The organism is Enterobacter sp. SECR19-1250 (assembly GCF_013391025.1).
Lineage (GTDB): Bacteria > Pseudomonadota > Gammaproteobacteria > Enterobacterales > Enterobacteriaceae > Enterobacter > Enterobacter cloacae.
Genome location: NZ_JACASJ010000231.1, coordinates 1 through 2247, shown reverse-complemented (window position 1 = coordinate 2247; position 2247 = coordinate 1). Strand labels below are relative to the sequence as shown.

The 2247-nt window shown below is 52.7% G+C and carries 4 protein-coding genes; all 4 read right to left on the bottom strand.

What is annotated here, in order from left to right:
- Positions 1-30: 30 nt before the first annotated feature.
- Genes HX884_RS26165 through HX884_RS26150 form a run of 4 tightly spaced genes read right to left on the bottom strand, consistent with a single transcriptional unit; the run spans position 31 to position 2241 of the window.
- Positions 31-657 carry a hypothetical protein gene (locus HX884_RS26165; protein WP_178329016.1) on the bottom strand — a complete coding sequence of 209 codons (627 nt, stop codon included), beginning with the start codon at positions 655-657 and terminating at the stop codon, positions 31-33.
- Positions 654-866, bottom strand: coding sequence for a hypothetical protein (locus HX884_RS26160; RefSeq protein ID WP_047026873.1), 213 nt, complete (start codon positions 864-866; stop codon positions 654-656). The genes HX884_RS26165 and HX884_RS26160 overlap by 4 nt, the downstream gene beginning before the upstream one ends.
- Positions 863-1654, bottom strand: a complete 792-nt coding sequence (locus HX884_RS26155) for a host cell division inhibitor Icd-like protein (protein WP_178329015.1) — start codon at positions 1652-1654, stop codon at positions 863-865. Before HX884_RS26155 ends, HX884_RS26160 begins: the two co-directional genes overlap by 4 nt.
- The gene (locus HX884_RS26150) at positions 1654-2241 is read right to left on the bottom strand and encodes a Bro-N domain-containing protein (RefSeq protein ID WP_023337621.1); all 588 of its coding nucleotides are present in this window, start codon (positions 2239-2241) and stop codon (positions 1654-1656) included. The genes HX884_RS26155 and HX884_RS26150 overlap by 1 nt, the downstream gene beginning before the upstream one ends.
- Between the last annotated feature and the right edge of the window lie 6 nt (positions 2242-2247).

The window sequence follows — 2247 nt, the reverse complement described above, 5'->3', positions numbered from 1 at the left end:
AAGGTCGATATTACGCATTGTGTCGCTCCCTCAGTGCGCCGCTGGCATTTCAGGCAAGCCGTTTTCATTCAGATCAGCAATGAATCCATCATGCAGCTCTGCCAGCGTTTCACGTCCGAACGGGGTCAGCTCGCCGCGCTCCGTGTCGATCATGGCCTGATAAAAAACAATGGCGTTCTCCGTCCCCTGCTCAGTGCCGTAGCGCTCAATCATTGCGCCCTCGATGTTGTTCGCCATCGCCAGACGTTCCGCGAACGGGTAAACCACAATGCCCGCTGTACCATTGGAGTAAATCGCCACCTGCGATGCTGTGCCGTCAGCCTCAGTGACGGAGGTTGTGCCGTTCTCACGCTTCATTTCGGCAACGAAACAGGCCGCAATCAGCCAGCGCCACATAATGACGTTATGCTGCGCGGTGAAGTCGAACCAGCCACGCGCCCCGCCGTCAGCCACTGCAAAATGCAGGGCAAATCCTTCATCAGGCTTATTGTCATACTGACCCGCATCCAGACGTACTACGGCTTTTTCGTAGTTGATAAGAGCAACATGCTCATACATCCCGGCATCGTTGCGGGTCATGATATTGACGCCGTGTGGTGTGGCTTCGGCGTGGAATAAGCCGGGATTTCCCGATTTAAAGGTCAGTACGTTGCTCATGCTTTATCCATCGCTTTTAAGTCCATGCCAGCCAATTCATCCTCTGCTGAATCCATCAATTCGGGGATACCATCCAGAAGGGAAATGATTGCGCCAATTAAGTTAGCCGTGCCGCTATCGTTTTTATTCGTCGCTTCAAGCCAGAGAGACAGGACTTCCTGCGCCTGTTGGATACGACAGGTTGAATCGGCCAGGGATACTTTGTTCATGCTGCCACCTCCAGACGGATACGGCCTGCAAAGAAACAGACGTGATCCCGCGCCAGCGTGCGGCGGGCATCGCGCTCAGTTTCAGCAGCAATGTGATGGATTTTGGCGGTTATTGTCGGCATATCGCGGCGAACGGCAGCGATTAACCAGATGAAATGCGGATTTTGGGTAGGGGTAGTAGCCATGATGGCAGCCTCTATACAGTGAATTTTGAATTCACCACCAAGAGACGCCAATCTCAGACTGGTGGTGAGCTGAACAAGGTTGGCGTAACCGGCCTGTATAGACACCGGCCTTCCTTTCGGAAGCCTCATCCAGCCCACCATAATTTGGGTGCGCAGGAATTTTGCCGACAAAAAAACACGCTTAGTGCGTGTCGGCACTATACAGGTTATCGGGACGCCAATCCCGGCACCAGATTCTGCTGGTGCTCTATAACCATAAACCGGGTTGGCGATAGTCGGCAAGCCCTTTTTTATGGACTCCAGAAACTCACCTTCGCGCGTGCGCGTACTGTTGCATAAATTCCCTGCATCTAGTGGTGATGTCAGAAAAATCTTCCCGCCTCGTGTAGTGATGATGGAAAAATCTTCCTCGCGTAGTGACCCCCAATTAATCTTCGTGCGCGTACTGGTCTCGAAACTCTCCTCGTCACCACGACGAGAAAATGAGGAGCTGGCATTAGCTGGCGCTGTTATGCCAGCTTTACCCTCATGCGCGTGCGCGATCCCGCGCAAGGTACACATCAGGCCAGCCAGGGGAAAGGCTTTATTCTGGACGGTTGGCATTAGTGAACCTCCGGCAATTGAGGCTGATATTTGCGCCATAGCTCCGCTTCTTCGGCGATCAGGCGGGACTTCTCACCTTTACAGGCTTGCAGGTCTTTACCGCGCTTGCTGGCCTTCTTGTCGTAAGCTGCTTTGCGTTTGCTGTGGTCGTTCAGGAAGGCGAACGGCACACCATAGGAGCCAGTTTTACGAATAGACGGGATAACCTCGCGGAATACCCAGTTAGTGAAACGATGTGCGAACGTTCCGGCAGTGGTGGCCTTGCGGCTGCGGGCGATCAGTTTGTAGAAGCCAGACTCTGAAACTGTCCGCATGTTCTGATTACCTCCGGGGGTATAAGTTAAACTTACCCCCTTTTCATCGTCATCAAGCGCGGCAATTGCCATGCTGTGATTAGATAGCTCCAGCGCCTCGCAAACGTCTTTGGCAATAAACCACGGATTACCGTCACAATTCACAATGCGGACTTTCTTACCCTCAAACCGGATAACGGAAATATCGCTTTCAGTAACGGCAAGAATATCCTTCTGGCAGGCGTTGGATTGTGGGGCGGCCTCCGAATTGAATCGGCTTTTTTCGATAGTCATGTTTTC

Bases quoted from the DNA above. Each gene is read 5' to 3' on its own strand.
- HX884_RS26165 (WP_178329016.1), bottom strand. From the start codon at position 657: ATGAGCAACGTACTGACCTTTAAATCGGGAAATCCCGGCTTATTCCAC.
- HX884_RS26160 (WP_047026873.1), bottom strand. From the start codon at position 866: ATGAACAAAGTATCCCTGGCCGATTCAACCTGTCGTATCCAACAGGCG.
- HX884_RS26155 (WP_178329015.1), bottom strand. From the start codon at position 1,654: ATGCCAACCGTCCAGAATAAAGCCTTTCCCCTGGCTGGCCTGATGTGT.
- HX884_RS26150 (WP_023337621.1), bottom strand. From the start codon at position 2,241: ATGACTATCGAAAAAAGCCGATTCAATTCGGAGGCCGCCCCACAATCC.